General features: G+C 65.5%; 22 protein-coding genes. 8 read left to right on the top strand and 14 right to left on the bottom strand.

The genetic code is table 11. The annotated features are described in order from the left end of the window. The 9 genes from astD to ABHF91_RS14785 form a co-directional block, all read right to left on the bottom strand. Window positions 1–1485: a succinylglutamate-semialdehyde dehydrogenase gene (astD, locus tag ABHF91_RS14825; protein ID WP_409421029.1), complete on the bottom strand. Its 1485-nt coding sequence runs from the start codon at window positions 1483–1485 to the stop codon at window positions 1–3. Window positions 1486–1497: 12 nt separating this feature from the next. Further along, entirely contained in the window at window positions 1498–2577 is a 1080-nt protein-coding gene (gene astA / locus ABHF91_RS14820; RefSeq protein WP_409421028.1) for an arginine N-succinyltransferase, read from the bottom strand. A 58-nt stretch (window positions 2578–2635) separates the two neighbouring features. After that, window positions 2636–3667: an arginine N-succinyltransferase gene (locus ABHF91_RS14815; RefSeq protein ID WP_409421027.1), complete on the bottom strand. Its 1032-nt coding sequence runs from the start codon at window positions 3665–3667 to the stop codon at window positions 2636–2638. Then, window positions 3664–4890, bottom strand: coding sequence for a bifunctional succinylornithine transaminase/acetylornithine transaminase (locus ABHF91_RS14810; protein WP_409421026.1), 1227 nt, complete (start codon window positions 4888–4890; stop codon window positions 3664–3666). The genes ABHF91_RS14815 and ABHF91_RS14810 overlap by 4 nt, the downstream gene beginning before the upstream one ends. Before the next feature lie 117 nt (window positions 4891–5007). Then, the gene (locus ABHF91_RS14805) at window positions 5008–5787 is read right to left on the bottom strand and encodes a helix-turn-helix domain-containing protein (RefSeq protein ID WP_409421025.1); all 780 of its coding nucleotides are present in this window, start codon (window positions 5785–5787) and stop codon (window positions 5008–5010) included. Between the two features lie 32 nt (window positions 5788–5819). Continuing rightward, the gene (gene hisP, locus ABHF91_RS14800; protein ID WP_409423130.1) at window positions 5820–6593 is read right to left on the bottom strand and encodes a histidine ABC transporter ATP-binding protein HisP; all 774 of its coding nucleotides are present in this window, start codon (window positions 6591–6593) and stop codon (window positions 5820–5822) included. 25 nt (window positions 6594–6618) lie between these two features. Beyond that, window positions 6619–7335 (bottom strand): ABC transporter permease, encoded by a 717-nt coding sequence (locus ABHF91_RS14795; protein WP_409421024.1) that lies wholly within the window; start codon window positions 7333–7335, stop codon window positions 6619–6621. Beyond that, window positions 7332–8018, bottom strand: a complete 687-nt coding sequence (locus ABHF91_RS14790) for an ABC transporter permease (protein WP_409421023.1) — start codon at window positions 8016–8018, stop codon at window positions 7332–7334. Before ABHF91_RS14790 ends, ABHF91_RS14795 begins: the two co-directional genes overlap by 4 nt. Before the next feature lie 54 nt (window positions 8019–8072). Next, window positions 8073–8849 carry an ABC transporter substrate-binding protein gene (locus ABHF91_RS14785; RefSeq protein WP_409421022.1) on the bottom strand — a complete coding sequence of 259 codons (777 nt, stop codon included), beginning with the start codon at window positions 8847–8849 and terminating at the stop codon, window positions 8073–8075. Between the two features lie 523 nt (window positions 8850–9372). Here ABHF91_RS14785 and ABHF91_RS14780 point away from each other — a divergent pair. From ABHF91_RS14780 to ABHF91_RS14755, 6 genes are all read left to right on the top strand, one after another. Next, window positions 9373–10830, top strand: coding sequence for a diguanylate cyclase (locus ABHF91_RS14780; protein ID WP_409421021.1), 1458 nt, complete (start codon window positions 9373–9375; stop codon window positions 10828–10830). Between the two features lie 94 nt (window positions 10831–10924). Beyond that, on the top strand, window positions 10925–11932 hold the full coding sequence (locus tag ABHF91_RS14775) for a LacI family DNA-binding transcriptional regulator (protein ID WP_409421020.1): 1008 nt from the start codon (window positions 10925–10927) through the stop codon (window positions 11930–11932). Further along, window positions 11920–12477 carry a GNAT family N-acetyltransferase gene (locus ABHF91_RS14770; RefSeq protein WP_409421019.1) on the top strand — a complete coding sequence of 186 codons (558 nt, stop codon included), beginning with the start codon at window positions 11920–11922 and terminating at the stop codon, window positions 12475–12477. The genes ABHF91_RS14775 and ABHF91_RS14770 overlap by 13 nt, the downstream gene beginning before the upstream one ends. Next, a complete protein-coding gene (locus ABHF91_RS14765) occupies window positions 12458–12712 on the top strand; it encodes a DUF3624 family protein (RefSeq protein WP_409421018.1) in 255 nt (84 codons plus the stop codon). Before ABHF91_RS14770 ends, ABHF91_RS14765 begins: the two co-directional genes overlap by 20 nt. Next, a complete protein-coding gene (locus ABHF91_RS14760) occupies window positions 12709–13398 on the top strand; it encodes a hypothetical protein (RefSeq protein WP_409421017.1) in 690 nt (229 codons plus the stop codon). The genes ABHF91_RS14765 and ABHF91_RS14760 overlap by 4 nt, the downstream gene beginning before the upstream one ends. Window positions 13399–13541: 143 nt before the next feature. Beyond that, on the top strand, window positions 13542–15809 hold the full coding sequence (locus ABHF91_RS14755; protein ID WP_409421016.1) for a putative bifunctional diguanylate cyclase/phosphodiesterase: 2268 nt from the start codon (window positions 13542–13544) through the stop codon (window positions 15807–15809). A 225-nt stretch (window positions 15810–16034) separates the two neighbouring features. Here ABHF91_RS14755 and ABHF91_RS14750 read toward each other — a convergent pair whose 3' ends face one another. The 4 genes from ABHF91_RS14750 to ABHF91_RS14735 all read right to left on the bottom strand — a co-directional run bounded on the left by ABHF91_RS14750 (window position 16035) and on the right by ABHF91_RS14735 (window position 18823). Next, complete coding sequence (locus ABHF91_RS14750) at window positions 16035–16418, bottom strand: DUF2750 domain-containing protein (protein WP_409421015.1); 384 nt, start codon at window positions 16416–16418, stop codon at window positions 16035–16037. Continuing rightward, window positions 16418–16822 (bottom strand): DUF2750 domain-containing protein, encoded by a 405-nt coding sequence (locus tag ABHF91_RS14745; RefSeq protein WP_409421014.1) that lies wholly within the window; start codon window positions 16820–16822, stop codon window positions 16418–16420. Before ABHF91_RS14745 ends, ABHF91_RS14750 begins: the two co-directional genes overlap by 1 nt. Window positions 16823–16884: 62 nt before the next feature. Next, a complete protein-coding gene (locus ABHF91_RS14740) occupies window positions 16885–17904 on the bottom strand; it encodes a DUF4382 domain-containing protein (RefSeq protein WP_409421013.1) in 1020 nt (339 codons plus the stop codon). A gap of 70 nt (window positions 17905–17974) precedes the next feature. Continuing rightward, complete coding sequence (locus ABHF91_RS14735; RefSeq protein WP_409421012.1) at window positions 17975–18823, bottom strand: sulfurtransferase; 849 nt, start codon at window positions 18821–18823, stop codon at window positions 17975–17977. A 170-nt stretch (window positions 18824–18993) separates the two neighbouring features. Here ABHF91_RS14735 and ABHF91_RS14730 point away from each other — a divergent pair, with 170 nt between their 5' ends. After that, on the top strand, window positions 18994–19203 hold the full coding sequence (locus ABHF91_RS14730; protein WP_409421011.1) for a hypothetical protein: 210 nt from the start codon (window positions 18994–18996) through the stop codon (window positions 19201–19203). Between the two features lie 54 nt (window positions 19204–19257). On the opposite strand, the gene uvrA is transcribed toward ABHF91_RS14730, so the two are convergent. Then, the gene (gene uvrA / locus ABHF91_RS14725) at window positions 19258–22089 is read right to left on the bottom strand and encodes an excinuclease ABC subunit UvrA (protein ID WP_409421010.1); all 2832 of its coding nucleotides are present in this window, start codon (window positions 22087–22089) and stop codon (window positions 19258–19260) included. A gap of 250 nt (window positions 22090–22339) precedes the next feature. Between uvrA and ssb the strand changes: the two genes are divergently transcribed. Then, window positions 22340–22921 carry a single-stranded DNA-binding protein gene (gene ssb / locus ABHF91_RS14720; protein WP_409421009.1) on the top strand — a complete coding sequence of 194 codons (582 nt, stop codon included), beginning with the start codon at window positions 22340–22342 and terminating at the stop codon, window positions 22919–22921. Window positions 22922–23317: the final 396 nt, after the last annotated feature.

Genomic DNA, 23317 nt, shown 5'->3' with positions numbered 1-23317 from the left:
TTATGCTCCTTGCGGGGTGGGGAAGGTGAGCCCGTGGGGCAGGCTGGCCGGCAGGCTGGCACGTTCGGCCTCCATGGAGGCCATTGGCCAGGCGCAGTAGTCGGCGGCGTAGTAGGCGCTGGCCCTGTGGTTGCCGGAGGCACCGATGCCGCCGAAGGGGGCCGAGCTGGCGGCGCCGGTCAGGGGCTTGTTCCAGTTGACGATACCGGCGCGGGCCTCCAGCAGCAGCCGCTCGTAGTGGTCCTTGTTCGGGGAGATGAGGCCCAGGGCCAGGCCGAAGCGGGTGTCGTTGGCGAGATCCAGTGCCTCGTCAAAGTCGCCGTAGCGGATGAGTCCCAGCAGGGGGCCGAAGTGTTCCTCGTCTGGCCGATGCAGCAGGGCGGTGAGATCCAGGATGCCCGGGCTCAGCAGGGCGCCCTGTTCACCGATGCGTGCCATGGTCAGCAGGGGCTTGGCACCGCGCAGCAGCAGGCTCTGCTGGGCCTCCAGCAGGCGGCGCAGGGCGTCCTTGGAGATCACCGGCCCCATGAAGGCGGGCTCGGCTGCGCTATCCCCCACCTTGAGGGTGCGGGTGACCGCCACCAGGCGGTCGAGGAAGGCATCGCCCCAGGCACCGTGTGGCACCAGCAGGCGGCGGGCGCAGGTGCAGCGCTGGCCGGCGGAGATGAAGGCCGACTGCACCGTCAGGTAGACGGCGGCATCCAGATCCTCGGTCTCCTCGACGATGAGGGCGTTGTTGCCCCCCATCTCCAGGGCCAGGATCTTCTCCGGCTGCCCGGCCAGCTGGCGGTGCAGCTGGTAGCCGGTGCCGGCGCTGCCGGTAAACAGCAGGCCGTCGATGCCGGTGTCGGCGGCCAGGGCGGCCCCCGGGGTGCGGCCGCCCTGCACCAGGTTCAGCACCCCGGCGGGCAGCCCGGCCTCCAGCCACAGCTTGACGGTGGCCTCGGCGGTCCAGGGGGTCAGCTCGCTGGGCTTGAAGACGATGGTGTTCCCCGCCAGCAGGGCCGGCACTATGTGGCCGTTGGGCAGGTGGCCGGGGAAGTTGTAGGGGCCGAACACCGCCATGACGCCGTGGGGGCGATGGCGCAGCACCGCCTCGCCGTCGGCCATCGGGCTGTGGCGCTCACCGGCCCGCTCGGCCTGGGCCTGCAATGAGATGGCTACCTTGCCGATCATGCTCTGCACCTCGGTGAGGGCCTCCCAGGCAGGCTTGCCGGTCTCCTGGGCTATGATGTCGGCAAGCATGGCCTTGCGTTCGGTGAGCAGGGCGGCGAAGCGCTGGAGAATGGCGACTCGCTCGGCCAGGGGGCGGCGCGCCCAGGCGGGAAAGGCCTGGCGGGCGGCGGCTACCGCCAGCCCGACGTCGCTGGCGCTGGCCTCGTTGGCCTTCCACAGGACGGCATCGGTGACCGGTGAGCGTTTGGTGAAGCTGCGACCCAGGCCGTGGTGCCACTGGCCGTTGATCATGACGGAGAGGTTCAGCATGGCAAAATTCCTTTAATGGGTCGCGGCCTGGCGGGCCTGGGCGGCAGCCTGCTGGCTGGCGTGCGGGGCGGATTGCGGGGCAAACAGGGGCACGGCGCGTACCTGGTCGCCGGGACCGATTTCCAGTGCGGCAGCGGTGGCCGGGTCCAAGATCAGGCGCTCGTCGGCAAAGTCCACCTGGCCGAGCAGGGCGCGGAAGCCGGTGAAGCGGTCGTTGGCCAGCAGATAGAGGGGGCCGGACTGGTCCGGCTCACCCAGCTGCACCGGATGGACACGGCTGTCCCGCACGGCGCGGATGTCCGCCACATAGGCTTCCAGGGTGGGGCCGGCGTCGAAGATGTCCACGTAGCCTTCGTACTTGAGCCCTTCGCTCTCCAGGATGGCCCGGGCCGGGGCGGTCTGGGGATGGACCTGACCCAGGATGGCCTGGGTCTCGGCGGGCAGGAAGTCCACGTACAGGGGGTGCTTGGGCATCAGCTCGGCGATGAAGGCCTTCTGACCCAGGCCGGTGAGGCGGTCCGCCTCGGCAAAGTCGATGGCGAAGAAGTGGCGTCCCAGCCCCTCCCAGAAGGGGGACTTGCCCTGCTCGTCGGAATAGCCGCGCATCTCGGCGATCACCTTGGCGGCGAAGCGCTCGCGGAAGGCGGCCATGAACAGGAAGCGGCACTTGGAGAGCAGTTGGCCGTTCTTGCTGTGGCGGTAGTCGGGATCCAGGAACAGGGTGCACAGCTCGCTGTAGCCTGTGTGGTCGTTGCTGAGAAACAGGGTGGGCATCTGGTTGTAGATGTCCAGATCCCGGGAGGCGTGCACCAGCGTGCCGAGGCGGTAGTTGTACCAGGGGTCGCTCAAGCCCACGGCGGCTTCCAGGCCGCTGATCCCCACCACCTGGCGGGTCTGGCTGTCTTCCAGCACGAACAGGTAGCCCTGCTCGGCGGGGGCGGCCTCATCGGCCCAGGTGGCCAGCACCCGCTGGATGCGGGCCTGCAGGTGGGCCTCGTCGGGGGGCAGGGAGGTGACGCCCACCCCTGTCTTGCTGGCCAGTTGACGGATGGCGGGCAGATCCTGCTGCTGCACCGGGCGAATGATCATCATGATACGAATCCTTGAAGACGATAAATGTTCCGTTCGGGGGAATGGGGTGTAAATCGGGTCACTGGGACTCCAGGGCCAGCCAGCGCACCGGATCACCGGGCTGCAGGCGCAGCGCCTCCGCCACCTCGGGCGGCAGGCTCAGGGCCTGGCCGGGGGCCGCGCTTAAGGGGGTCAGCAGGGCGCGGAATTCGGCCAGTGCCGTGTTCACCAGCAAACAGGTGGGGGCATTGCTCTGCCGGCTGGGGCTGATGTCGGCCACCCGGGCGAGCTGGCTGGTCTGCCAGCTGTGCAGCGTGGTGCGGCGCGCCTGCACCACTGGGCCGGCATCGAAGATCTCCACGAAGTCGTCCGCCTCGAAGCCGTCCTCCTCCAGCAGATCGAACTGCAGGCGGGCGTCCGGGTGCACCTGACCCAGGGCGGCCTGGGCCTCCTCGGCCAGCAGGGTGACATACAGCGGATGATGGGGCATCAGCTCGGCGATGAAGCGCCTGTCCTGGGTGCCGTGGTAGAACTCCGCCTGCTGATAGTCGATGCCGAAGAAGCGGCGACCCACCTGCTCCCAGAAGGGGGCGCGACCGGCCTCGTCCACCAGGCCCGGCAGCACGGCCACCAGATCCGGGGCGAAGCGTTCGGGATGCTGGGCGATGAACAGCAGCCGGCCCTGGGTCAGCAGGCGGGGCCAGTGGCCCTGGCGCAGTTCGGGCTCCAGGTAGAAGGAGCAGAGCTGGCTGTGATCGCTCAGCTCATGGCTGAGGCAGAGGGTGTGCAGCCGCTGGTGCACGCCCAGGGCTCGGCTGGCGTGGATCACCACCTCGTTGCGGTAGGCGTGGAACGGCTCCTGAAAGCCCGCCTGGGCCAGGATGGCGCAGGTGCCCTCCAGCCGGCCGCTGGCCAGATCTTCCAGCACGAAGAAGTAGCTCTCCTCGCCGGGCAGCAGCACCTCGGCCGCCAGGGCGGCCTGGGAGCGGCTTATCTTGGCCTGCAGATGGGCGCGACTGACGGGCAGGGTGCAGACCATGGGGCCGCTTTGCTGGGCCAGTCGCTCGATCTGCGGCAGGTCCGCCATCACCGCCGGTCGCAGCACCTTCATTGGGCGGCGTCCCGTACCAGGCGGGCCACGGCGCGGGACAGGCGGGCCAGTCCTTCTTCCACCTCGGCCTGATCGATGATCAGAGCCGGGGCGAAGCGCACCACGTTGGGACCGGCGATGAGAGCCAGCAGGCCTTCCTCGGCGGCCAGGTTGGTCAGGGCCTTGGCCTTGCCGGCAAAGCGCGGTGCCAGGGCACAGCCGATGAGCAGGCCGCGGCCGCGGATCTGTTCGAAGATGGGGAAGCGCTGCTGTATCTCTTCCAGGCCCTTGAGGAACCACTGATGGCGTTCCTTGACCCCGGCCAGCAGTGCCGGCTCATCGATGATCTCCAGCACCTTGCCGGCCACGGCGCAGGCCAGCGGGTTGCCGCCATAGGTGGTGCCATGGCTGCCGACATTCAGCGCCTTGGCGTACTCGGCCTTGGCCAGCAGGGCGGCGATGGGGAAACCGCCCCCCAGGGCCTTGGCGCTGGTGAGCAGATCCGGAGTGACATCGTAGCCCATGTAGGCATACAGCTCGCCGGTGCGGCCCACGCCGGTCTGCACCTCGTCGAAGATCAGCAGGGCCTGGTGGCGGTCGCATAGCGCGCGCAGCCCCTGCAGGAAGGCCGGATCGGCGGGGACCACACCGCCTTCCCCCTGGATGGGTTCGACGATGACGGCACAGGTGTGGTCGTTGATCAGGGCCGCGGCGGCGGCCAGATCGTTGTAGGGGGCATGCTGGATGCCGCCGGGCAGGGGGGCGAAGTCCTGGGCGTACTTGGGTTGGCCACCGGCGCTGACGGTGAACAGGGTGCGACCGTGGAAGGCGTTGCCGAAGGCGACGATCTGGGTCTTGTGGTCGCCATGGGTGTCACGGCTGTACTTGCGGGCCAGCTTGAGGGCCGCCTCGTTGGCCTCGGCACCTGAGTTGCAGAAGAACACCTGGTCGGCAAAGGTGGCGTCTACCAGATGGCGGGCCAGGCGGATCACCGGCTCATTGGTGTAGCCGTTGCCCAGGTGCCACAGCTGCTGGGCCTGTTCGGTCAGTACCTGGCACAGGGCCGGGTGGGCATGGCCCAGGGCGTTGACGGCGATGCCGCCGGCAAAGTCGATGTACTCCTTGCCTGCCTGATCCCACAGCTTGGCGCCCTGGCCCCGCACCGGGATGAAGGGGGCCGGGTTGAACATGGGGATGAAGTAGCGATCAAATTCCTGACGCTGAACCGGGGTGCTGCTGGACATGGGAACCTCGAATGACGGATAGGCAATAACAGAAAACCACTGACCGTCAGCTTATAAAGTTGCGCCCGGATGGCATTTCAAAAAAGCGACCGAAATAGATAAAAAAGGCGACCAGTTTTATTTTTTCGTCAGGGCGTTTTGCCGTTCATCGCGGGGCGTGAGTTGAAAGTGGTTTTTATAGGCGCTGGAAAAATGGGGGCCGCTGGAAAAACCACACTCCAGACCAATTTGAATAATAGATTGCTGAGTGTTGCATAATAATTCTTTTGCCCGCTGCAGTCGCAACTGCAGGTAATGGCGGGCGGGCACCGTATCCAGGTGACGGCGGAATAGCCGCTCCAGGTGCCGGCGGGAGAGGTGGGTGAGTTGGGCGATCTGCTCCGTGCTCAAGGGCTCTTCCAGGTGGGCGGCCATCAGGGTCAGGGCCTGCTGCAGCCGGGGCGGCAGGACTGGTCCGTCTTGGCTAGCGCCGGCCTGGTAGGTCTGCCCAAATGCCTGAGCAACCCTGTGCGCCAGCTCGTCATCCTCATGATATTCAATGAGTTGAAGCGTAGCCTGCAAGGCATCGCCGGGCGTGCCCAGGGGCAGGGGCCAGCGGCGCACGCCGGCCGTCAGTGCCCCGCCGGTCAGCGGATCGGCGAGGTCGCCCTCCACCGGGCAGAGCAGCAGATCCAGCGGGCCATCAGGCGGGGTGGTACCGAGTTGCAGCGGGAGCGGCAGGCTAAATTCGGATTCACCTGGGGTTGCCAGATAGTGCAGGGAAAATAGTGTCTGACCCAGCAGGTTGTTGGCCTGCAACAGGGGGGCTATCACCTGGGCTAAAATAAGCGGCAGGTGCTGAGTTTGAATAGGAACACCGATGCGAATGATCGCATCGGGTTCATTATTTTCAGACATAATGTAGGCGTTATATTTTTAGCCTGGAATAATTATTTAAGCGCGCCGGATAAAAATTGTTTCAACCGCTCGCTCTTGGGGTTGCCAAATACCTCTTCCGGCGACCCCTGCTCTTCGATGACCCCCTGGTGCAGGAAGATCACCTGGCTGGAGACGTGACGGGCGAAGCCCATCTCGTGGGTCACCACCACCATGGTTTTCCCCTCCTCGGCCAACTGCTGCATGATGCGCAGCACCTCTCCCACCAGCTCGGGATCCAGCGCCGAGGTGGGTTCGTCGAACAGCAGCACCTCGGGCTCCATCGCCAATGCCCGGGCTATGCTCACCCGCTGCTGCTGGCCGCCAGACAGGTGGGCCGGGTACTTGGCCCGGGCCCGCTCGTCGATGCCCACCTTCTCCAGGTAGCGGATGGCCCGCGCCTCGGCCTCCTGCTTGTCGATGCCCAGCACGTGCAGTGGGGCGGCCATGACATTGTCCAGCACCGTCATGTGGTTCCACAGGTTGAAGTGCTGGAACACCATGGTCAGCTTGGTGCGCAGCAGCTGCAGCTGGCGCTGGTCGAACACCTTCAGCTGGCCGTCGTTGTCCCGCACCATGCGGATGTCGTTGCCGTTGACATAGATGGAACCTTCGCTGGGCTTCTCCAGGAAGTTGAGGCAGCGCAAAAAGGTACTCTTGCCGGAGCCGGAGGAGCCGATGATGCTGATGACATCACCGGGCTTGGCCCGCAACGAGACCCCCTTGATCACCTCGTGGTTGCCGTAGTGCTTGTGCAGATCTTTCACCGCCAGCTTGTAGTCGTGCATGTTCTCCATGAGAGCGTCCTTGAAGTCAGTGTGCCTGGATGGGCTTGAGGTGCACCAGCCAGCGTTGCTCCGCCAGGCGGAACAGACCGACCAGGGCGAAGGAGATGAGGAGGTAAATCAGCGCGGCGATGCCGAAGGCGGTAAAGGGCTGATAGGTGGCGGCGTTGGCGTCCTTGGCTACCTTGAGGATGTCCGGGACGGTGGCGGTGAAGGCCAATGAGGTGGCGTGCAGCATCAGGATCACCTCGTTGCTGTAGGCCGGCAGCGCCCGGCGCAGGGCCGAGGGCAGTATGACATGGCGGTAGAGCCGCCAGCCGGAGAAGCCGTAGGCCCGGGCGGCTTCCACCTCGCCGTGGCTGAGATCCCGGATGGCCCCGGCGAAGATCTCCAGGGTGTAGGCCATGGTGTTGAGGGTCAGGGCCAGCAGGGTGCAGAGGTAGCCGCTGCGGAAGAACCAGTTGAGGAAGTCCACCTCCCGCACCACCGCCAGGGAGTAGACCCCGGAGTAGAACACCAGCAGTTGCACGTACAGCGGGGTGCCGCGGAACAGGTAGGAGAAGGTCCACACCGGCAGCCAGTAGCGCTTGCTGCGGCTGTTGCGGGCGATGGCCAGTGGGATGGCCAGACAGAAGCCCACCACCACGGAGATCACCAGCAGCCAGAGGGTGACCGCCACGCCGGTGAAGTGGAAGCCGTCGCTCCACAAGAAGGCCTTGCCGTAGGTTTGCAGCATCTCGATCATGCGTTGGCGCTCCTTACGCCGAGGGCATAGCGCCGGTTGAGCCAGTAAATCACCAGGTTGGAGAGGGTGGTGAAGACCAGGTAGACGGCGGCGGCCACCAGGGTGAAGAGGAAGAACTGGAAGGTGCCCTTGCCCGCCACCTGAGTGGCCTTGACCACATCCGCCAGGCCTATGATGGAGACCAGGGCGGTGGCCTTGAGCAGCACCAGCCAGTTGTTGGCCAGCCCCGGCAGGGCGAAGCGCATCATCTGGGGAAACAGGATCAGGGTGAAGATCTGCCAGCGGGAGAAGCCGTAGGCCTGACCTGCCTCCGCCTGACCGGCGTTGATGGCCAGGAAGGCACCGCGAAAGGTCTCGGCAAAGTAGGCGCCGTAGATGAAGCCGATGGTCAGGATGCCGGCGGTAAAGGGATCGATATCCAGCTGGGCAAAGCCCAGGGTGTCTGTGATGGCGTTGACCGCAATCTGCAGGCCGTAAAAGATCAGCAGCATTAGCACCAGGTCCGGTACGCCGCGGATCAGGGTGGTGTAGCCGGCGGCCAGGGCACGGCCCAGGCGGTTGTCCGACAGTTTGGCGCTGGCCCCCAACAGGCCCAGCAGCACCGCCACCAGCAAGGAGAGCAGGGCCAGTTCCAGGGTGACCCCGGCGCCTTGCAACACCAGCTTTTCATATCCGTACAACATGGTAGGTCCTTTGAGGCAAAACAGGCCCGGTGCCGGCGGCACCGGGCAATGGCCTTAGTGGCCGTAGATGTCGAAGTTGAAGTACTTGGCGGCGATCTTCTGATAGGTGCCGTCCTTCAACATGTCGGCCAGCGCCTGGTTCAGCTTGGCCTTCAGCTCGCCATCTTCCTTGCGCAGGCCGATGCCGGCGCCCACGCCGAAGTATTTGACGTCATTGATTTCCGGGCCGCTGAAACCGAAGTCCTTGCCCTGGGGCTGCTTGAGGAAGCCTTCACCGGCGGCCACCGCATCCTGGAAGGCGGCATCCAGACGACCGGAGACCAGATCGGCGTACACCAGCTCCTGGGCCGGGTAGACCACCACGTCCACGCCCTTGGGCTGCCATTCTGCCTTGGCATAGGTTTCGGCTGTGGTGCCCTGGAACACGCCCACCCGCTTGCCCTGCAGGCCTGCGGCGGTGGGGGCCAGGGTGACGCCGGCCGGGGTGATCAGACGGGCCGGGGTGCCGTACAGCTTGTCGGTGAAGTCGATCTCTTTCTGGCGCTGCTCCGTGATGGACATGGAGGAGAGGATGGCGTCGATCTTCTTGGCCTTGAGGGCGGGTATCAGGCCATCAAATTCGTTCTCCACCCAGCGGCACTTGGCCTGGATGCGGGTGCACAGCTCGGTGCCCAGATCGATGTCGAAACCGCTCAGGCTGCCATCGGGCTGCTTTACCTCGAAGGGGGCATAGCCAGGTTCCACCCCCAGGCGGATTTCGGTCTCGGCCGCCTGGAGGGAGGTGGCCAGCACCGGCAGCAGCAGGCAGAGCATGTTTATCGTCTTACGCATGATTATTTCCTTATAGGTAGTAACGCCGGAGATTTCTCGTCCAGAAGAGCAGGATGCGTGCCACGCCATGCGCCCCAGGCCGGGGCAAGGCAGTCGATCTCTCTGTGGCTTGCATAGCTTACCAGCTATTTGTGAATAATCATGTGGTCATGTGGCACTTTGCTCTGGTTGTCATGCACCAGAACGGGCCCAGTCCCCAGGGGGGGGAAAACCGGGGGGCGCACCGTCATGGTCAGGCATTGGACCATGAAGCACTAATTTGAATCACCATAAAGGTGCATTGCAACGAGATGTTCCTTCGCCCATGACGCATAGTTAGCAGCAACATCTGTATAACTATGGGAAATGAGCCGCCTACTCGCCCGCGGCCGTTGGATACGGGCAAGCTGGTTTCCAACGCCGCTAAGGTAAACGTTTTCCGGCAGTGGGGCCTAGTGCGTTTTTTCTTCGCTTGACTTGGCTTGGTGATATAGTGTCGCCAGCCCCGAAACGGGCAGGCTTTCAATCACTTGTCGAGGCGTGTATGGAATGGAATCCCAGGCGGCGTTTTAGCCTCATACTCTTGCTCATCATACTGGGCGGCTTCCTGCTGACCAGCTGGCTGAGCTACCGGGTGGCCCGGGATTCCCTAGGGGAGCAGATCGCCCAGGATGCCCTGCCCCTCACCAGCGACAACCTCTACTCAGAGATACAGCAGGATCTGATCCGCCCCGTTTTCATCTCCTCCCTGATGGCTCAGGACACCTATGTGCGAGACTGGGCGCTGCACGGCGAACAGCAGCAGGACGCCATCGTCAAGTACCTCAAGGAGATCCAGTCCCGCTACAACGCGGTCACCAGCTTCTTTGTCTCCGAGCGCACCCATCGCTACTACCATACCAGCGGGGTGATTAAGGAGGTGAGTCGGCAGGATCCGGCGGATGCCTGGTACTTCCGCACCCTGGCCCTGCCCACGGGGGAGGACTTCGAGATCAACATAGATCACGACACCGCCAACCCCCAGAGCCTGGTGGTGTTCGTCAACTACCGGGTCTACGACTATGCCGGCAATCCCATCGGCATCACAGGGGTGGGGCTGGCGGTGACCAAGGTGCAGGAGCTGGTTGAAACCTACCAGGCCCGCTATCACCGCCGGGTCTACTTCGTGGACAAGGAGGGGCAGGTGGCCCTGCAGGCCCAGGGGGATCACAGGCACAGCCTGTTTGACGTGCCTGGGCTGGGCGCCCTGGCCACCCGCATCCTCACCCAGCCCTCCGGCAGCTTCCGCTACGAGCACAATGGCCACCCGGTCTTTGTGGCCAGCCGCTGGGTTGAGCCCTTCAAGTGGTACCTGATGGTGGAGCAGGAGGAGACCCCCTTCGACGGTCGCCTGTGGAATAGCCTGTTGACCAACCTGCTGCTCTCCCTGGCCATCGCCGCCGGCGTCTTGGTGGTGGCCCACTTCACCTTCCGCGGCTATCAGCAGCGACTGGAGCGCATGGCCTCCACCGACAAGCTCACCGGGGCCATGAACCGCCAGGTGTTTGAGGAGCAGCTGACTGTGCTGCATCAGCTGGCCGTCCGCCGCCGCCATCCCCTGGCCCTGGCTATGCTGGATCTGGATTACTTCAAGCGGGTAAACGATGACTTCGGCCACCTGGTGGGGGATCAGGTGCTCAAGCAGTTCGTCCAGCTGTGCTGGCTCGGCATCCGCAAGAGCGATCTCTTGTGCCGCTGGGGTGGCGAGGAGTTCGTGCTGGTGTTGCCGGACTGCCCCTTGGCGGAGGCGGAGCGTCTGGTGGAGGGGCTGCGTAGCCGCCTGGCCAGCCAGCCGTTCAAGCCGCCGGTGACCCTGAGCGCCGGCCTGGTGGTGGTGCAGGAGGGGGAGACGGTGAACCAGGCCCTGCAACGGGCGGACGCCGCCCTCTACCGGGCCAAGGAGGCCGGGCGCAACCGCCTGGAGGTGGAAGGCGCCAGGCCGACGGACGAGGCGGTGGCGTAACGGCCTGCCCGCGCCGGTCGCCCTTGCTGCCCGTCGCGCCCCCAGTGATAATGGCCCCCTGACGAGGGGGCTTTCTTTTGGGATGGAGAAACCTATGGTGACCATGCAGGACGTGGCCAATCGGGCCGGAGTGGCCAAGTCCACCGTATCGCGGGTGCTGAGCGGCAAGGTCCGCATCAGCGAACAGACCCGGGAGCGGGTATTGGCGGCGGTGGCTGAGCTGGGCTTTCGCCCCAACGGCCTGGCCCAGGCCCTGGCCACTCAGAGTGCCAACGCCGTGGGCCTGGTGGTCTCCAACTTTGCCGGCCCCTACTTCGGCCGTCTGTTGCGCACCCTGGCCAAGACGGTGGAGGAGGCGGGCAAACAGCTGATGGTCACCGACGGCCACGACGATCCGCAAAAAGAGGCGGCGGCGGTGGAGCTGCTGGTGGACCGGCGCTGTGACGCCATCATCCTTTACAGCCGCTTCATGAGCGAGGCGGATCTCACCGCCCTCACCGCCCGCCTGCCGGTGCCCCTGGTGGTGATGAACCGCCCCCTGCCGGGCCATCCGGAACGCTGCGTGGTGTTCGAACAGGAGCGCAGCACCCGGGCGGCCATGACCCACCTCATCGCCCTGGGCCACAAGCGGATCGCCTGCATCAGCGGCCCCCTGCACACCCTGACCGCCCGTCAGCGGCTGGGAGCCTATCGCGCCGCCCTCACCGAGGCCGGCCTGCCGGTGTCGGCGGAGCTGGAGGCGGAGGGCAACAATCTGGTGGATGGCGGCTACCGGGCCTGCCGCAGCCTGCTGTCCCGCGGCGTGCGCTTCAGCGCCCTGTTTGCCTGCAACGATGACATGGCGGTGGGCGCCCTGCGGGCCCTGCAGGAGGCGGGGCTCAAGGTGCCGGAACAGGTCTCCCTGTTCGGCTTTGACGATGCGCCGGCCGGTGCCTACCTGTTGCCGGCCCTGAGCACTGTCCACCTGCCCATCGAGCAGATGGCGGCGGCGGCGGTGCATCAGGCCCTGGCGCTGGCGACCGGCAAGCCAGCCGCCCCCCTGGCCCCCTTCGAGGGGATCTTGCGTCTGCGGGAGTCGGTGGCACCACCATGCTGTCGTTAAAACATCTGCCCTTGCCGGTGCTCACCGAGCAACTGGCCCGCTGCCAGCTGCGGCTGCAGCAGTCCCTGGGAACCTGCGAGCTGCGTCTGCTGACCGGCCAGGACATCCCGGCCCTGCTGGGGCTGGAACGCTACTGCTTCTCCCCTCACTTGGCCTTTGGCCGTCGCCGCTGGCGCAACCTGCTGAGCCATTCCGGCTGTCAGACCCTGGGCGTCTGGCAGGGGGAGCGGCTGCTGGCCTACCTGTGCCTGTTTCCCCACCTGGGCTGGCGCGCCCTGGAGGTGCGTTGCCTGGCGGTGCACTGGCACGTTCGCCGTCGGGGCGTGGCCGCAGCCCTGGTGGACCTGGCCCTGGGCCTGGGGGCGCATCTGCAGGCGCGCAGCCTGCGGCTGGAGGTGGATGAAGACAATCCGGCGGCCTGTCAGCTGTATGCCGGCCGGCAGTTCGTGCCCTTGCGCCGCCTGCTGGATTATTACGGCGAGGGGCGGCACGGCCTGCGGCTGATGCGCGCCCTGGCGGTGAGCGATGGCCTGTCAGGACTGTAGTGGTGGCGAATTCTGGCACAAGCTGGGGCGCTGCGCCGGCTGCATGGTCGGCTGTGCCCTGCTGGCCCTGGTGAGTGGCCTGATCTGGTGGCGCCTGGGGGCGGACAGCTCGGTGCCGGCCCTCACCGCCTTACTGTTTTTGCTCGGCAGTGGCGGCCTGTTGGCCCTGCACCTGCTGGTATGGAGCTGGCGCCGCCTGACGGGCGCCGGTCAACACGACGACGAGGAAACATGATGAAGCATGCCTGGTTGCTGGGCCTGTTGGGCCTGACTGCCACCACCCTGGCCCAGGGCGCCGACGACGCCCTGGCCAAACAACTCAACCAGATGCGCACGGCGGCGGCCGGCGCCCTGGACACCTGGGTCTATACGGTGGGGGATATCGATGTCACCGCCTGGATGGATGGTCGCCCTGTGATCATCAAGGTGCCCATCCTGGATGAGAACCGCCAGCACGTCGGGGACAGCGACTATTTCTTCAAGCAGGGGCGGCTGTTTGCCGTAACCATGCCCTATGGCCGCTATCAGTTCGACGACAAGGGCAACTTGCTGGAGTGGCTGGATGAGACGGGGCAGATGAGCGAACTGCCGGGGTCGCCGGCCTGGGCCGCCCGTCAGCAGTGGCTGCAAAAGCGCGCCGCCCAGCTGGCCGGCGCCTTCGTCCCCGGCGAGACGCAGACGGCTGCCCTGACCGAGGCGCGCCTCACCGCGCTGTGTCTGGCCCGTTTCCAGGCCTTGAGTGGGGTCAGCATGGTCAGCCTGGGGCAACATAAGAGCGAGCTGGCGGTGGCTCCCCTGGCCGGCCACCTGACCGGCCAGCTGACGGTGGGCGAGACCGTGTATGCCCTGGATTGCGCGGTGAATGGGGCCCACCAGGTGAGCCGGTTGACCTATCACCCGGCGAGCATCGGGTCAGACTGACGCTTCCTAATTCTATCCATAGGGGCCAAAACGGCCCCTTTTTCAATCTAGGTGCTTGTTAAAGCGTGTTTTTTTGCGCGGGTGAGTCCATAGTTAGCTGATTCCGCCCCCGGTGGGTTTCCTCTGTTTAGTCTTGGATCGTTATGAGCCATTATCTTCTTGCCTCCTTGTTGGTGGATGCTCTGCTAGGATCGGCCCTGCTGCTGCTGTGGCGGGTGCAGCCGGATGATCGCACGCCCCTGCTCTGGGGTATGGCCCAAATAAGTCTTGGTGTCCTGTCACTGATGTATAACCTGCAGGTGCCGGAAATAGTGGCTCCGATTCGGGTTCTCGTGATCATTCTGGCGTTGGTGGTTGGTAGTCTGCTGTTTGTACAGGGCACGCTGGCGTTTGTCGGCCGTGAGCTGCGCTGGCGCTGGTTCTGGATCGCCCTGGTCTCGCTGACTGGGATCTTGCTGTGGTTCGACTCCTGGTCCGTGGATGTCGCCCGGGGCAGCTCGGCCCTGCTGCTGGGTGCCAGCCTGTTGTGGTCCGGTTATATCCTGGGCCGTGGTGCCCATAGTTATCGGATCGTCGGCGGCCTGTTGCTGCTTCGTGGCCTGTTACGGCTGGTGATGGCGTATCTCTTTGTGACCGGGAAAGCCCTTCCCGAAGAGATTTATTTGCTGGCCTTCCTGTTCAAGGCGGCCTGTCTGCTGGGGCTGATCTATCTGGTGCTGGCGGAAGCCGGCCAACGCTTTCCCAATGCGGTGCGCTTCTTGTCCGATGGTATCTGGATCCACGATGAACAGGGGCGCATCCTGCAGGCCAATCCGGCCTGTGCCAAGCTGTTCGGCTATCAGGATCCGGCGGTGCTGGAGGGAAGGCAGGTGCAGGACTTCCTGCCGTTTGTGGACAAGACCCGTCTGAGCAGACTGGCCGAGTCGTTGCGTCAGGATGAGAGCGTCTTCCCCCTGACGTATGAGTTCGATGTCCAGGATCATAACGGCCGCTACTTCCCGCTGCAGGTGAAACTCAGCCCCTACTGGCAGGGGGGACAGCTGCTCGCCCTGGCCCAGCTCAAGGACATCTCGGCCCGTAAACGTCAACGGGAGCTGCTGGAGCGGGCTGCCAATGAAGATGAGGTGACGGGGCTGGCCAGCCGCCACGCCCTGACCAGCCGGCTCCATGCCTGGCAGCAACTGGAGCCGGAGCGTCCCTTCGCCCTGCTGTTCCTGGACGTGGATCACTTCAAGCGGGTCAACGACACCCTGGGTCACCTGCTGGGTGACCAGCTGCTGCAGGTCACTGCCCGTCGGCTGCAGCAGTTGATCCCCGCTGAGGCCTTCCTGGCCCGCTTCGGTGGCGACGAGTTCGTCATCCGCTTGCCGGTGGACCAGGGCGAGTCGGCCGAGGCGGCCGGCTTGGCCCTGGGGCGGCGGATCAGCGAGGTCTTTCGGCAACCCTTCGTGCTGGATACCCAGCATGTGGTGGTCAGCCTAAGCATGGGGCTGGTCTGTTACCCTGATCAGGCGGATGACCCCACCATGCTGCTGCGCCATGCCGATACCGCCATGTATGCCGCCAAGCGGGCCGGCCGCAACCAGCTGTGCCTGTTCGATCAGGGCCTGGAGCGGGCGGTGCAGGAGAGCATGATGCTGGATGGTGCCCTGCGCCAGGCCCTGGCCAGGAAGGAGTTCAGCCTGGTGTATCAGCCGATCCTGCAGGCCGAGACCGGTGCCCTGATCAAGGCGGAGGCGCTTATCCGCTGGCACAGCGAGAGCCTGGGCTGGGTGTCGCCGGATCGCTTCATTCCGGTGGCGGAGGAGAGCGGCCTCATCGTGCCCCTGGGGCGTTGGGTGTTGCAGGAGGCCTGTCGTCAGCTGGCCCAGTGGCGGCAGGCGTATCTCTCGGCCAGGGGGCTGCGGATGAGCGTCAACGTGGCGGCCTGGCAGCTGGCGGATGCCGACTATGTGGCCGACGTGCAGGCGATATTGGCGGCGAATGGCCTGTTGCCCGAGGCCCTGGTGCTGGAGCTGACCGAGCGCACCCTGATCGCCGAGGACCCCACCATAGAACAAAACCTCTCCGCCTTGCGGCGCCTGGGGGTGAGAGTGGCGCTGGATGACTTCGGCACCGGCTACTCCTCCCTGAGCTACCTGAGCCGCATCCCCCTGGATACCCTGAAGATGGATCGCTCCTTCATCGCCGAGCTGGAAACCAGCCAGCGCTGCCGGGATCTGGTGCTGCACATCATCGCCATGGGGCGCAGCCTGGGGCTGCAGCTGGTGGCCGAAGGGGTGGAGACCGCCGCCCAGGCCGAGACCCTGACCGGCTTCGGCTGTCATCTGTTTCAGGGATACTATTTCTCCCGTCCCCTGCCGCCGGCGGAGCTGGCCGAGCGCTACTTCCAGGAGATGTCGCCTGTCTGAGACACAGAAAAACGGCGCCATAAGGCGCTAATGCTGGCCAGTTAAGCCGCGGATACTCATGAATGGGCACCCGTGGCCAGCCATCCCCTTGTTTAAGGGGATGGCTGGGGTGGGGTTGGTTATTGCTTCAAACACCATGTTGTTGACGCAGTTAAGGCACCAACGGCGCCTTAACTGATGAGCATTGGCCATCAGGCGCCGTTTTTGTGTTTGGCGAGGTCTGCCTTAGCGGCGCTGGTTCTGCTTGGCCAGGCGGCGCAGCAGGCTGTCGGCAAAGTCCTGGGGCTGTTCCACCACGCCGGCTTCCTCCGGCAAGGGGAACACGGCCACACAGAGGCCGTCCTCGGTCATGCCCTTGACCCAGCGATCGAGCCAGGTCTTCAGCGGGATGGCGTGGGGCTCGCCCTGGCTCCAGTCGCCATCGGCCCAGACCTGGGCCTGTTCGGCGCTGGGCCACACCGGAATGCACTCCTCCCCATCGGCCACCAGCAGCATGCTGCCGCCGGCATCCTTGAGGATCCAGAGGGTCTGCTGGGCCACGGCTTCGCGCACCAGGTAGGCGTAGCGCCCTTCGGCATCCAGGCTCAGGGGATCATCATGCTCGCTCATCAGGCCTCCTCGCCGTCGTCGGCCACGTCCAGCTTGTCCGCCAGGGCCTCGGCCAGCTCGGCGGCATCCACCACTGTGCCCGGGGCATCCGCCAGGGGGAACACGGCCAGCGCCACCCCGTCCTGGGTCAGGCCGTCGGCCCAGCGCTCCAGGAAGATCTCCAGCGTGATGGACTGGGGCACATAGGACGCCAGCTCACCCTGCACCCAGGTCTGGGCATAATCGGGATGGGGCCACACCGGCAGGCAGGTGTCTTCCTCGTCCTTGAGCAGCAGCAGCCCCTGCTCGTTCTTCAGCACCCACAGCAGACCGTGCTGGGCCACCTTGCTGATGAAATGGTCATAGCGGTAGTCGGCGTTCAGTTGCAGGGCGGCGTTGCGCTCTGTGTCGGTTAAGGGGTACATGCAGGTTTCTCCGAAAGGGCGGGGGCCCATTTTCCCATTCGGCCCCCGCTTGTGCAAATCGGCTAGGGCGCCAGATCCACGCTCTGGCTGCCGCCGCTTAAGGTGATCCCCAGTACCCCGGCCCCCAGCACAGGCACGAAGCTGTCGCTCTCGCCCTCCTCGGGCACCGCATCGTCGGCGGCGTTGCACACCAGTTGCAGGTCATAGCTGCCGGGTTCTATGTAGTCGAGTCGATAGCTGGCGGCCTCGCTGTCGCTGGCTTGGGTGAGCAAGGTGGTGAGGCTGGGGCCGCCGCTATCCGTGTCCTGGGCCATGCCCAGGTAGGCCAGCTCGCTGCCGTCTCGCGCCGGGTAGAGGTAGACCCCCGCCAGGCTCAGATCCCCGTCGCACAGGCTGTCGTCCACCTGGCCGGTCAGGCTGGCCAGGGTGGTGGCATCCAGCAGGCGCACGCCATTGGGCTTGAGCTTGTAGTACTGGCCGTGACCCGGCAGCACCATGGCGTGACGCAGGTTGAATTCCAGTTGGTAGCTGAGCACGCCGTCGGCGCTGGCGGTGAAGCCGTGCAGCTTGACCTCGCTGCTGGGCACCTCCAATGGCAGCACTGCGTCGCTCTCATCCACCACATAGGAGCTGGGGAAGTCGTCGGTCAGGCCGTCAAGGAAGTAGCTGCGGCCGTCCTCCACCATCAGGCGCAGCTGCTCGTAGTTGCCGCTGGGGATGGCTTCGCCGCTCAGCAGGGCATGGCCCAGGCCGTCCTGGTAGTGCAGCAGATCGAGATAGAGGAAGCGCGGATCGCCGTTGTCATCCAATGGGATCTGGTAGCCCGTGGGCAGGCAACCGTCATCGTCGCCGGTGGCCAGCAGATCCAGGGGTTGCCAGAGGTGATCGTCCGGCTCGGTCTCGGCCTTGAGGCGCAGGGCGCTGATGGCGATGCACACCTGCTTGGCGCCATCCACAGGGGCATCGGAGAGGGTCAGGGTCAGCTGGCTGGTGGCGGTGGCATCGTCACCACCGGAACCACAGCCGGCCAGCAATAGACTGAGTCCCACCAGGGTGAGACTCGGGAGGGGAATGTGCTTCATAACGGCTCCTTGTTGAGGTAGCCAGCGTGAGTACGCTGCGTTACCTCACAAGTTTAGCCGTCGTTGCTGATCAGGCCGGATCCCGCACCACGGGCCGGGCCAGATCGGCGCCCCACTCGCTCCAGGAGCCGTCGTAGACGGTGAGTCCCTGCCAACCGGCCAGCTCGGCCCCCAGGGCCAGGATGCAGGCGGTGACGCCGGAGCCGCAGCTGAACACGGGCTTGGCCTCCGGCGCCAGCCGGGCGGCAAACTGGGCCTGCAACTCGGCCACCGGCTTCATCCGGCCATTTTCCAGCAGATCGGCAAACGGCAGGTTCACGGCGCCGGGCATGTGGCCGGCCCGCACCCCGGGCCGTGGCTCGGCGGCCTGGCCGGCGAAGCGCTCGGCACCCCGGGCATCCAGCACGGGGCGGCTGCCGTCAGTGAGCACTCGCTGCACCGCATCGGCGTCGCAGAACAGCTCGGGTCTATGGGCGGCGACAAAGTCCCCGGTGGCGCCGGCGTAGGGGCTGGGTGCCGCCACGGCATGACCGGCCGCCTGCCAGGCGGGCAGACCGCCATCCAGCACCGCCACCTGGGTGTGGCCCATGGCGCGGAACATCCACCAGCCCCGGGCGGCGGAGAAGATCCCCAGCCGGTCGTAGACCACGATAAGGCTATCGTTGTTGACCCCCAAGGCCCGCACCTGGCGCTCGAACTGGGCCGGGTTCGGCATCATATGGGGCAGGGGGTTGGCGGCGTCCTTGATCTCGCCGTCGAAGTCGAAGCGCCGGGCGCCAGGGATCTGCCGTACCGGGCCGCTCTCGGCACTGCCGGGGGGCGCCATATGGGCGTCCAGCACCAGCAGATCCGGGTGATGGAGGTGGTCGGCCAGCCAGGCTACCGAGACCAGGGGCGTGGGGAGGGTGAGGCTGTGCATCCGTGGCTCCTTGCTATCACAGTGTGGGTTGGCCCTACTCTACCACTCCTCGCTGTGGCAGGGGGATGGTCGGGAGGGGCGGAGCAGCGATTGGCGCAAATCATCAAGCGCGGCCGCGGCGGGCGACCTAGGCTGGGCTCTTTTGCTGATCCCGCATTGAGGAGAGGATTATGACGCTGACGCCTGTCTGCAAGGCCCTGCTGGCCTACGGGCTTATCACCCTGCTGGCCCTGGCGCTCTTGTGGTGGCAGCTGGGGGGCATACTGCCTGGGCTCTTGCTGATGGGGGTGGTGATGGGGTTGCTGCACCTGGTGGCCCTGCGCCATGCCCAGGCCGCCGCAGCCGAGGAGGAAGAACCGCCCTGCGACCGTCGTCTCTAGCCAGTCCTGATGTGGCACGGCCTCCCGATGGGGAGGCCGTGATTTGCTGGCCGGCTAGAAGCCGCGGGTCAGCAGGGGCTTTAAGAAGCGGGCGGTATGTGAACGCTCACAGTCCGCCACCGTCTCCGGGGTGCCGGCGATGAGGATCTCGCCGCCGCCGGCGCCCCCTTCGGGGCCCAGATCCACGATCCAGTCGGCGGTCTTGATCACATCCAGGTTGTGCTCTATGACCACTATGGTGTTGCCATTGTCCCGCAGCTGATGCAGCACGGTCAGCAGCTGCTGGATGTCGTGGAAGTGCAGCCCTGTGGTGGGCTCGTCCAGTATGTAGAGGGTCTTGCCGGTGTCGCGCTTGGAGAGCTCGCGGGAGAGCTTGACCCGCTGGGCCTCACCGCCGGAGAGGGTGGTGGCCGACTGCCCTAGGGTGATGTAGGAGAGTCCCACGTCCATCAGGGTCTGCAGCTTGCGGGCCAACGCGGGCACGGCATCGAAGAAGGCGCGGGCGTCTTCCACCGTCATCTCCAGCACCTCGTGGATGCTCTTGCCCTTGTACCTGATCTCCAGGGTCTCGCGGTTGTAGCGCTTGCCGTGGCACACCTCGCAGGGCACGTAGACGTCCGGCAGAAAGTGCATCTCCACCTTGATCACTCCATCCCCCTGACAGGCCTCGCAGCGGCCGCCCTTGACGTTGAAGGAGAATCGACCCGGCTGATAGCCCCGGGAGCGGGCCTCCTGGGTGCCGGCGAACAGCTCGCGGATGGGGGTGAACAGGCCGGTATAGGTGGCGGGGTTGGAGCGGGGCGTGCGGCCGATGGGGCTCTGGTCTATGTCCACCACCTTGTCCAGCAGCTCCATGCCCTGGATGTCCAGGTAGGGGGCGGGCTGTTCCACGGTGGCACCGTTCAGCTCGCGATGGGCGATGCGGAACAGGGTGTCGTTGATCAGGGTGGACTTGCCGGAACCCGATACCCCGGTGACGCAGGTCATCAGCCCCACCGGGATGGCGAGGTTCACCTTCTTCAGGTTGTTGCCCTTGGCCCCCAGCAGCTTGAGCCAGCGGTTGTCGGGCTGGCGGCGCGCTTCCGGCACCGCGATGCGCTTGCGGCCGGACAGGTAGTCGCCGGTGAGTGAGTGCTCATTGGCCAGGATCTCGGCGGGGGTACCCTGTGCCACCACATGGCCGCCATGCACCCCGGCGCCGGGGCCGATATCCAGCACGTGATCCGCCAGGCGGATGGCGTCCTCGTCGTGCTCCACCACGATCACCGTATTGCCCAGATCCCGCAGATGGAACAGGGTTTTGAGCAGCCGCTCGTTGTCCCGCTGGTGCAGGCCTATGCTGGGCTCGTCCAGCACGTACATGACGCCGACGAGGCCCGCGCCTATCTGGCTGGCCAGGCGGATGCGCTGGGCCTCGCCGCCGGAGAGGGTCTCGGCGGAGCGGGACAGGGAGAGGTAGTTGAGCCCCACGTTTACCAGGAAGCCCAACCGGTCGTTGATCTCTTTGAGGATCTTCTCGGCGATCTGCGCCTTCTGACCGCTCAGCTCCAGCTCGGTGAAGAACTGCTGGGCCGCGCCGATGGACAGCTCCGTGATGGCCGGCAGGTTCATGCCTGCGATGAAGACGTGGCGCGCCTCTTCTTTGAGGCGGCTGCCCTGGCAGCTGGGGCAGGGCTGGTTGGCGACGTACTTGGCCAGCTCCTCCCGCACGCTGTTGGACTCTGTCTCCTTGTAGCGCCGCTCCATGTTGGGGATCACCCCCTCGAAGGGGTGGTGGCGCACCACCACATCGCCGCGGTCGTTCATGTAGCGGAACTCGATGGCGGTCTTGCCGCTGCCGTAGAGCACCGCCTGCTGGTGGGCCGGCGACAGGGAGTCGAAGGGCTCGTCCAGGGCGAAGCCGTAGTGCTCCGCCACGGATCTCAGCATCTGGAAGTAGTAGAAGCTGCGCTTGTCCCAGCCGCGGATGGCGCCGCCGGACAGGGAGAGCTCACCGTTGGCCACCACCTTGTGGCGATCGAAATACTGCTGCACCCCCAGGCCGTCACAGCTGGGGCAGGCGCCGGCCGGGTTGTTGAAGGAGAAGATGCGCGGCTCCAGCTCGCTGATGGCGTAGCCGCAGTGGGGGCAGGCGAAGTTGGCGGAGAAGGTCAGGGGCTCGGCACTGGGCTCGTCCATCTGGGCCACCAGGGCCAGGCCGCCGGAGAGGGTCAGGGCCGTCTCGAAGGACTCGGCCAGCCTCAGGGCCAGATCCGGCCGCACCTTGATGCGGTCCACCACCACCTCGATGCTGTGCTTCTTGTGCAGCTCCAGTTCCGGCGGATCCGACAGATCGCACACCTCGCCGTCGATGCGGGCGCGGATGTAGCCCTGGGCCGCCAGGTTCTCCAGCAGCTGCTTGTGCTCGCCCTTGCGGTTGCGCACCACCGGGGCCAGTATCATCAGCTTCTCGCCCTCGGGGCGCGCGAGCACCTGATCCACCATCTGGCTGATGGTCTGGGCGGTCAGCGGCACATCGTGTTCGGGGCAGCGGGGTTCCCCCACCCGGGCGAACAGCAGCCGCAGGTAGTCGTAGATCTCCGTGATGGTGCCCACGGTGGAACGGGGGTTGTGGGAGGTGGACTTCTGCTCGATGGAGATGGCCGGCGACAGCCCCTCGATGTGGTCCACGTCCGGCTTTTCCATCAGGGAGAGGAACTGGCGGGCGTAGGCGGAGAGGGACTCCACGTAACGGCGCTGGCCTTCGGCATACAGGGTGTCGAAGGCCAAAGAAGACTTGCCCGAGCCGGACAGGCCGGTGACCACGATCAACTGGTCCCGCGGCAGGGTGACATTGATGTTCTTGAGATTGTGGGTGCGGGCACCCCGTACTTCGATCTTGTCCATGGTGCTGTGACGATCCCGGCGAACAAATAAGCCGCCAGTATGGCACAGTGCCCACTGGATGAATAGACAGTGTACGGCCCCCGGAACTATGCTCTACTACCCACAGAATTTGATCTCTCTTGCACAGTGGCGGGTCCATGACCGACCGGGTGACCGGCACGGATGTCAAAGGGCCGACGAGCTGGTAAGATGAGCCCCTTTTACGAAAACCGTCGGGCCTGCCCGACAGCAGAAGATGCGGAGCTAAGCTATGGCCAGTCGTGGCGTGAACAAAGTCATTCTGATCGGTAACCTGGGGCAGGATCCGGAAGTCCGTTACATGCCCAACGGCAACGCGGTGGCCAATATCACGGTCGCCACCTCCGAAAGCTGGAAGGACCAGCAGGGTCAACAGCAGGAGCGCACCGAGTGGCACCGCTGCGTCCTCTACCGCCGTCTGGCGGAGATCGCCGGTGAATACCTGAAGAAGGGGGCCAAGGTCTACCTGGAAGGCCGCCTGCAGACCCGCGAATGGCAGGATCAACAGGGCCAGAAGCGCTACACCACAGAAATCGTGGTGAACGAGATGCAGATGCTGGACAGCCGTCCCGGCGCCGGTGGCGGTCAGGCCCAGCAGGGCGGTCAGGGCAACTGGGGCCGTCCGCAACAGGCCCCGGCGGCACAGGGTCAGGGCGGCTACGGCCAGCAGCCCCAGCAACCGGCTGCTCAGGGTGGCTACGGTCAGCAGGGCGGCTACGGCGCCCCCGCCGCCCCCAAGCCCCAGGGTCAGCAACCCCAGCAGCCCAGCTACAACGAACCGCCGATGGATTTCGATGACGATATCCCGTTCTGATTGGCTGGTGCTCGGCTGAGCACGGTTCAGTTGGAGGTGAAAACGCCCTGCAATGCAGGGCGTTTTGTTTTTGGCGTGGGCCTGGCTTGTGGTTGATTGCGATTGGGGGGCGTGGGTTCCGCCGCCATTTTCCCTCCCCTGGCAAGGGGAGGGTTAGGGTGGGGTGGCTTTTGGCTGTGTTTATCCGGTGCCGCTGGGGATATTCCGCCCTCTTGAACTGGGGTTCCTTTCTCACCTCCGCTGGGCGGGGCGGGCAAAGGGGCGCTGGCCCGCCCCTTTGCAATCCCTGGCCCCTTGCCCGCGCCCGGGAAGACTCCTCGCTCCGGTCGTTGTTTCGGGGCCACCAGCGACGGCCCATCCCTGGACCGGCGCTGGCTTGACCCGCATCCTTGCGGG

It is taken from the genome of Pseudaeromonas aegiceratis (genome assembly GCF_046254905.1).
Taxonomy (GTDB): Bacteria; Pseudomonadota; Gammaproteobacteria; order Enterobacterales; family Aeromonadaceae; genus Pseudaeromonas; species Pseudaeromonas aegiceratis.
The sequence above is the reverse complement of the archived record's forward strand: the minus strand, read 5'-3'. Positions and strand labels throughout refer to the sequence as shown.